Source organism: Clostridium sp. (assembly GCF_021443865.1).
In the GTDB taxonomy this organism is placed as follows: Bacteria; Bacillota; Clostridia; order Clostridiales; family Clostridiaceae; genus Clostridium.
Genome location: NZ_JABUTB010000012.1, coordinates 1 through 8,301 on the forward strand (window position 1 = coordinate 1; position 8,301 = coordinate 8,301).

Consider the following 8,301-nt stretch of genomic DNA (forward strand, 5'->3'; position numbering starts at 1 on the left):
CCATCTATTACAAGGGATGTATCAGGAGAAGGGGTTCAACAAGCATTATTAAAGATACTTGAAGGAACTACTGCTTCAGTACCACCACAAGGTGGAAGAAAACATCCTCATCAAGAATTCTTACAAATAAATACATCAAATATATTATTTATTTGTGGTGGAGCTTTTGATGGTATTGATAAAATAATTGAAAAAAGAACTGAAAAGAGTTCTATAGGTTTTGGAGCTAGCGTTAGTTCAAAGCTTAATAAAGACGTTGGTAAGCTACTTCAGGACATAATGCCAGGAGACTTATTAAAGTTTGGTCTTATACCTGAATTTGTAGGTAGATTACCAGTTGTAGTAACATTAGAATCATTAGATAAAGATGCTTTAATAAATATTCTAACTAAACCAAAAAATGCTTTAGTTAAGCAATATAAAAAGCTATTTGAAATTGATAATGTTCAATTAAACTTTACTGATGAAGCTTTAGAAGCCATAGCTAATGAAGCTATTAAGAGAAAAACTGGTGCAAGAGGATTAAGATCTATAGTAGAAGAAACTATGACAGAAGTTATGTTTGATATTCCTTCTGATGAATCTATAGAAAAAGTTGTTATAAATGAAGATTGTATAACTGAAAAGAAAAATCCTGAATTAGTTAGGCTACCAGAAGGTGAAGTTAGAGCTCAATTAAAAACTAAAAAAATAAAGAAAAGAAAAGGCATAGAAACTGCCTAATAAAAGAACATCTTATTGTTATTATAACTTTAAGATGTTTTTATTTTGTAGATTTATATTTAAATATATTATTAATAAATTTTATGTAGAAAAATAATGGTAAAGTATCCTTTTTCTATAGAATATTAACCTTGCAATAAGTTAATAATATTTATATGACAGATAGAAGGGAGGATGCATTTACTTTTATAGTTAATGCAAAATATATGGCAGAAGTATTAATAATACTACAAATAACAACTATGTTGCTGTTTATCTATTATATTGTTAATATCAATAAAGGTCATTCAAATAACAAGACAGTTATTGAAAAAGAGAATGTTAAGGAAATGGATAAATTGAGAAAGCTAAGAAGCATACAATTAACACAACCTTTAACAGAGAAAAGCAGACCTACTACTTTTGAGGAGATTATAGGCCAAGAGGAAGGAATAAAAGCCCTAAAGGCTGCATTATGTGGACCTAATCCACAACATGTTATTATTTATGGGCCTCCAGGGGTTGGTAAAACTGCTGCTGCAAGATTAGTTCTTGAAGAAGCTAAAAGGTTCTCCAAATCACCCTTTAAGAAAGATGCTAAATTTATAGAAATAGATGCTACTACAATTAGGTTTGATGAAAGAGGAATAGCAGATCCTTTAATTGGTTCTGTTCATGATCCAATCTATCAAGGGGCTGGTTCTTTGGGGATAGCTGGGATTCCACAACCAAAACCAGGAGCAGTGACAAAAGCTCATGGTGGAATTTTATTTATGGATGAAATAGGTGAATTACATCATATTGAACTTAATAAACTTTTAAAGGTTTTAGAAGATAGAAAAGTATTTTTAGATAGTGCCTATTATAGTAGTGAAAATCCTAATATGCCAGATTACATTAAAGAAATATTTGATAATGGATTGCCAGCAGATTTTAGATTAATAGGAGCTACAACAAGAAGTCCAGAGGAAATAGTTCCTGCTATAAGGTCAAGATGTGTGGAAATATTTTTTAGGTCACTTCATTCTGATGAAATTAAGGTTATTGCAAAGAATGCAGCCATGAAGGTAGGATTGCATATTGATGAAAAATCTTTAGATTTAGTATCAAAATATTGTACTAATGGTAGAGATGTAGTTAATTTAGTTCAACTTTCTTCTGGAGTTGCAATTAATGAAGATAGAAATGATATTAATATAGAAGATATACAATGGGTAATAGAAAATGGAAACTATGCACAAATTCCAGATAAAAAGATTAGAGAAAAAGCAGAGATAGGAATAGTAAACGGATTAGCAGTTCATGGTGCTAATATAGGAATTCTTATGGAAGTTGAGGCTACAGCCAAGAAGGTAAATCATAGATTGGGAATATTAAAAGTAACAGGTGTTATTGAAGAAGAAGAAATAAGTAGTAGTAATAGAAAAGTCAAAAGGAAAAGTACAGCTTATTCATCAATTCAAAACGTGCTAACTGTATTGAATAATATATTTGGATTAGAGTGTGAAAATTATGATATACATATAAATATTCCTGGGGGAATGCCTGTAGACGGTCCTTCAGCTGGAATAACAATAGCAACTGCTATATATAGTGCTATAAATAAAGTTAAAATTAGTAATAAAATAGCTATGACTGGTGAAATAAGTTTACTTGGAGAAGTTAAACCCATAGGTGGAGTTAATGCAAAGATATACGCAGCTAAAAAATCAGGAGCAACTAAAGTTATTATTCCAATTGAAAATTGGAGAGAAAATTTTAAAGATATAGATGGAATAAAGGTTATAGCAGTTAATAATTTAAGAGAAGTAATAGATGAGTCTATATATAATGAAAATATATCTGAAGATATATCTGAAGATATTATAATAAATAATAACTTAGATATATTATCAGCTAAATCTGAAGATTAGAATATATTTAAAATATAGAATATAAGTTTATTTTTATTATTAGCTTTGAAACTCCTTATAAACTTGACCCTGTCAAGTAGACAATAGGAAAAAAGACTCTTCATTATNTTAAGGAGTTTTTTTCTTTTAGTTTATTATGATGAGATAGATATTTTTTGTTATAATAGAAAATATATATTTTCATTGCTAAATTTTATATATGTATTATAATAGTAATAAACTATATAGTTAATAGGAATTATTATTAAATATTAATTATTATATAAGTTATTTGCCAATATGGGTATATAAAATAGATTGAAAAAACGCGAGTTTATGTGTATACTAATAAAGTTATACAATAAATAAGGAGGATGGGAATGATGAGTGAAAATTTTATGACTCTACCTTTAATTCCTTTAAGAGGTATTAGTATCTTTCCAAATATGATTATACATTTTGATGTAGGGAGAGAAAAGTCTAAAGCTGCAATCGAAGCTGCAATGGACAATCAAATAGAAATATTCTTATCAACACAAAGGGATTATGAAATAGAAGAACCTGATTTTGAAGATATATTCGAAATTGGAACTATTTGCAGAATAAAACAAATAATAAAATTACCTAATAATGTTATAAGAGTATTGGTAGAGGGTATAGATAGAGGTAGACTTATAAGTATAAACAACAAAGATAAATATATGGAATCAGAAGTGGAAAGAATTGAAGAACCTTCTAACGAAGAGTATGAAGGTATAGAAGCTTATATTAATCTATTAAAAAAGAGCTTCAGTAAATATTTAAATCTTTCTGGAAATAATAGAAGTAGTATCATGTCTATTTTTGATAGCATTAAAAATTATAGTGAGCTTTCAGATGTAGTAGCTTCATATATAATTATTGATGAGGATAAAAGACAAGAAATTCTTCAGGAAGTTGATTGCATTAAGAGAATAGAAAAATTATTAGTTATAATAGAGAATCAAATAGATATATTAAATATAGAGAAAAAAGTAGGTAAAAGGCTTAAAGAGAGTATTGATAAGTCTCAAAGAGAGTACTATATAAGAGAACAAATAAGAGCTCTTCAAGAAGAAATTGGTGAAGATGACGAAGAAAAAAAGGAAATATTTAATTATGAAAATAGAATAAAGAAAGCTAAATTACCTAAGTATGTTAGGGAAAAAGCTGAAAGTGAATTAAATAGGCTAAAGTCATCTGCTGGTCAAGGCTCAGAAAGTAATGTAATAAGAACTTATTTAGATTGGATTTTAGATATTCCGTGGAGTAAAGCAACAAAGGATAATTTCGATATCAAAGCAGCAGAAGAAATTCTAAATGATGAGCATTATGGTTTAGAAGAAGTAAAAGAAAGAATAATAGAGTATCTAGCTGTGAAGGAATATACAAATAGCCTTAAAGGGCCTATTATATGTTTAGTTGGTCCACCAGGAGTAGGTAAGACTTCTATTGCAAAGTCTATAGCACATGCAACTAATAGAAAGTATACTAGAATATCATTAGGTGGCGTTAGAGATGAAGCGGAAATTAGAGGACATAGGAAAACTTATGTAGGAGCAATCCCAGGAAGATTAGCTTATGCTCTAAAAGAAGCTAAGGTAAATAATCCTCTAATATTATTAGATGAAATAGATAAATTAGGGTCAGATCATAGAGGTAATGTTGCTGATGCACTTCTAGAAGTTCTAGATAGTGAACAAAACAATACCTTCAGAGATCATTATTTAGAACTAGATATGGATTTATCTAAAGTATTATTCATTACAACAGCAAATTCACTTGATACAATTCCAAGACCACTTCTAGATAGAATGGAAATAATAGAAGTATCAGGATATACTTATGAAGAGAAATATCATATAGCTAAAGGATATTTAATTCCAAAGTTATTAAAAGAGCATAAGCTAGAAAGTAATGAATTTAAAATATCAGAAGCAGCCTTAAAGGATATAATTAACTATTATACAAGAGAAGCTGGTGTAAGAAGTTTAGAAAGAGTTTTAGGAAAGCTTATAAGAAAGTCTCTTACAGAAATGATGAAGAATAATAAAAAATCTATTTCAATTAATGCAAATAGATTAGAAAAGTATTTAGGAAATAAAATATATACATTTGATGTTAAAGACAAAGAAGATAGAGTAGGTGTAGTTAAAGGAATGGCTTGGACGGCTGCTGGAGGAGATACACTACCAGTAGAATCTGTAGTTATGAAGGGAACTGGTAAGTTAACTTTAACTGGACAACTAGGAGATGTAATGCAAGAATCTGCTAGAATTGCCTTTGGTTTTGTAAGAGCAAATGCAAGTAAATATGGAATAGATGAGGACTTCTATAAAAATACAGATATTCACATCCATTTCCCAGAAGGAGCTATTAAAAAGGATGGACCTTCTGCTGGGGTTACTATAATAACTTCAATAGTTTCAGCATTAACAAATAAAAAGGTGAGAAATAATGTAGCTATGACTGGAGAAGTAACACTAACAGGAAGAGTTCTAGCTATAGGCGGATTAAAAGAAAAATCAATTGCAGCCTTTAGAGCAGGAATTGATACTATAATAATACCAAGAGAAAATGAAAAAGATATAAATAAAATACCTGACGTGGTTAAAAATAAACTTAATATTTTTGCTGTTGATCATGTTGATGAGGTATTAAAAAAAGCTATAATTGGAGTTGATACCATTGTTTAGAATAAAAAACTCAGATTTTGTGACATCTGCAGTTAAAAAGGAACAATATCCAATAACGGGATTACCAGAAATTGCTTTTGTAGGCCGTTCAAATGTTGGAAAAAGTTCTATAATTAATGCACTAACCAATAGAAGAAAATTAGCTAAAGTAAGTCAAACCCCTGGGAAAACTAGATTAATTAACTTTTTCGAAATAAATAATAATGAGTTATATTTAGTAGACTTACCTGGTTATGGATATGCAAAAGTATCTAAGACAGAAAAAGCTAGTTGGGGAAATACTATTGAAACATATTTAAGTGGTCGTGAAGAACTAAAAAGAGTAGTTTTATTAGTAGATTCTAGACATAAGCCTACAGCGGATGATATACAAATGCATGAATGGATTAAATTTTATGGATATGATGAAGTAATTATTGCTACTAAAAGTGATAAATTATCTAATAATGAATTAAGAAAGAATGAAAAAGTTATAAGAGATACTTTAAAATTAGGAAAAGAAGATAAATTATACTTTTTCTCAGCAGTTAATAAAAAGGGGAAAGATGAATTAATAGATGATCTTTTTGGACCTTTAGTTGAAAGTGAAGCAGAAAGTGAATAATTTTAATTATTATAAATAAAATTATTACTTTCAGTATATAAGGATATAGATATTATATAGTTGCAACTTGGAGCAATCCTAGGGTGTAATTAATATAATATCTATATCCTTTTTTTATATTTACCTCTGTTTTAAACTGATGTTGATAAGAGAAAGTATAAAAGTAGATAAATTTATTTATCTACGTTTGTGACTCTAAATAATACAATCACGTAATAATGTATGTTTTTATTATATATTTATTTGAAATATAATTACATAATAAATAAAAATAATTACCTTTAGCATAAAAAGAGGGAAGTATCATATGAGGGCGACTTGGAGCGTGCGACGGAGCAAAAATATATTTATATCAATTTACTTTTAAATTTAAGATTTCATAATTCTGAATGAAATGAAGAATTATTACCTTTAGTGTTTTAGTATGTAAATATTATATTTCGGTGACTTGGAGCGAAGCGACGGAACAAGAAATATAATATTTATATACTATTTTTTATAATATTACAATAAAAAACAGTGTCAATTATTATTCGAGGGAATATCATATACTATAAAAACAAAAAAACTAAAAATCCTAAGGAGGAGTAAGTTATGGAAATGAATGAAATTCTAAATGGTTTAAATTCATGTGGCTGTAATGATAATGTTGCACCTAATTGTCCACAACAACCAATTGGATCCTGTTGTAATAACGGTGGTTGTTTTGGCGGATTTGGAAGCTGGATTTGGATCTTATTAATCCTATTCTACAGCGGAGGCTTTGGCGGTGGAAGAGGTAACAGAGGAAATTGCTGCTGTAACAAGAAACGTAGACGTAATTGCTGTTGTGAAGAAGATAATTGCTGCTGCGGAAGTGGCGGATATGGCGGATATGGTGGCGGATTAGGAAATTGCACACCTTATCTATTCCTATTAGTTATTTTATTCCTTTGTAATGGTTCAGGTTTTGGAAACTGCGGTAACTTCGGGTGTGGAAATTTATTTGGCGGATGCTGCTAATATGAATTAGAAAGGAGAGAAAATCATGTCAAAGAGAAAACATTACCGTGATAAAAAATATGATGATTGCTGCTGCTGTGAACCAGTATGTTGCGAACCAATGGGAAATGCTTGCTGTGGAACAGGAAATATATTTGGTGGATTAAATAGTTGCATTACTCCAATTATATTCTTATTAATTGCATGTGCTTCTGGTCTATTAAATAGTAACTGCTCAGTTTTAATAATATTATTATTCTTACTATGCGGAGGCTGCTTCGGAAATATGTTTGGTGGAGACGGCTACGGATATTAGTATAGAGGATGGAGGGCAATGCCCTCCGAAAAAATGCCCAAAAATATAAGCAAAAAAAATGTTTTTACATATAATAAATCAACAGAAATATAATTGGAGGAACCTTAATGTCTAAAAGAAGACGAAGGCGTAGGGAGGATAGAATAAATAATCAATCCTCTAGTAATTTAGGAAATAATATTCCTTTTGGTATCAATCCAACCCAACTTATGAACCTTTTGGGTAGTAACATAGATCTTAATCAAATTGGAAGTATGCTATCTTCTATGAAAACTGATGGTGTAGATTTAAATAATTTTAGCTTAAATCAAAATAATAATGCTCAGACTAATCCAATGGGATTTGACTTTTCACCACTACAAAATATTATGAGTGGTTTAGGCCTTGGTAATTTTAATTTGTCAAATAGTGGAGCTAATATGTATGGCAATGAAAATAATATAGCACATACTGAAAAAATAGATAGCACTGATACTGAAAATTATGATGAGGAAAGTAAAGAGGAAATAAAAGAAGAATTTCTTGAAGATGATGAGAATGTACAAATGTTAGTAGCTATAAAAAGTATAGTAGACTATAAGAAAGCTATTTTTCTAGATAAAGTAATTGACGCTTATAATAAAGGGCTTTTTAAATAAAAAATTGAATAAAAAGCTTTGTGCTAGATAATACTATTATTGTACCGGAGAAGTATTCTCCTATAGCAAACGTAGAGTAATCTTCGTTTAAGCTAAAACCCCCCCATCCCCCTTTTAGGCCGCAGAAATGCGGCCTTCAAAATAAAAAAAACAAGCTAAAAGATATTTATAAATCTTAGCTTGCTTTTTTTTATTTACAATCTTTACATAATCCATAAAAGAAAACTCTATTTGATAAAACTTTGAATTCTGAGCATTCCTCAGCAGCATGATTAAGAGTAGAAAATGATAAATTTTCTAAATCGGAAACCTTACTACAGTTTATACATTGAATATGAGCGTGGTCGCCTTCTTTAGCATCATATCTAAAATTACCTTCACCAACGTTAATTTCTTGAACTAATCCAACTTCCACTAAAGTTTTTAAGGCTTTGTAGACTGTAGCCAAGCTCAT

General features: G+C 29.5%; 8 protein-coding genes. 7 read left to right on the forward strand and 1 reads right to left on the reverse strand.

The features are described 5' to 3' along the window. From HUJ77_RS03235 to HUJ77_RS03265, 7 genes are all read left to right on the forward strand, one after another. Positions 1–723 (forward strand): AAA family ATPase (locus HUJ77_RS03235; RefSeq protein WP_291707136.1); only part of this gene is annotated, 723 nt, incomplete at its 5' end. 206 nt (positions 724–929) lie between these two features. Beyond that, positions 930–2,615, forward strand: coding sequence for an ATP-dependent protease LonB (lonB, locus tag HUJ77_RS03240; RefSeq protein ID WP_291707164.1), 1,686 nt, complete (start codon positions 930–932; stop codon positions 2,613–2,615). Between the two features lie 362 nt (positions 2,616–2,977). Beyond that, entirely contained in the window at positions 2,978–5,308 is a 2,331-nt protein-coding gene (gene lon, locus HUJ77_RS03245) for an endopeptidase La (protein ID WP_291707165.1), read from the forward strand. After that, positions 5,301–5,912: a ribosome biogenesis GTP-binding protein YihA/YsxC gene (yihA, locus tag HUJ77_RS03250; protein WP_291707137.1), complete on the forward strand. Its 612-nt coding sequence runs from the start codon at positions 5,301–5,303 to the stop codon at positions 5,910–5,912. Before lon ends, yihA begins: the two co-directional genes overlap by 8 nt. 594 nt (positions 5,913–6,506) lie before the next feature. After that, positions 6,507–6,914 (forward strand): hypothetical protein, encoded by a 408-nt coding sequence (locus HUJ77_RS03255; RefSeq protein WP_291707138.1) that lies wholly within the window; start codon positions 6,507–6,509, stop codon positions 6,912–6,914. 25 nt (positions 6,915–6,939) lie between these two features. Next, a complete protein-coding gene (locus tag HUJ77_RS03260; protein ID WP_291707139.1) occupies positions 6,940–7,209 on the forward strand; it encodes a hypothetical protein in 270 nt (89 codons plus the stop codon). Between the two features lie 107 nt (positions 7,210–7,316). Then, positions 7,317–7,847, forward strand: coding sequence for a hypothetical protein (locus tag HUJ77_RS03265; protein ID WP_291707140.1), 531 nt, complete (start codon positions 7,317–7,319; stop codon positions 7,845–7,847). A 190-nt stretch (positions 7,848–8,037) separates the two neighbouring features. Here HUJ77_RS03265 and HUJ77_RS03270 read toward each other — a convergent pair. Further along, positions 8,038–8,301: transcriptional repressor (locus HUJ77_RS03270; RefSeq protein ID WP_291707141.1), on the reverse strand; the 264-nt coding region annotated here is incomplete at its 5' end.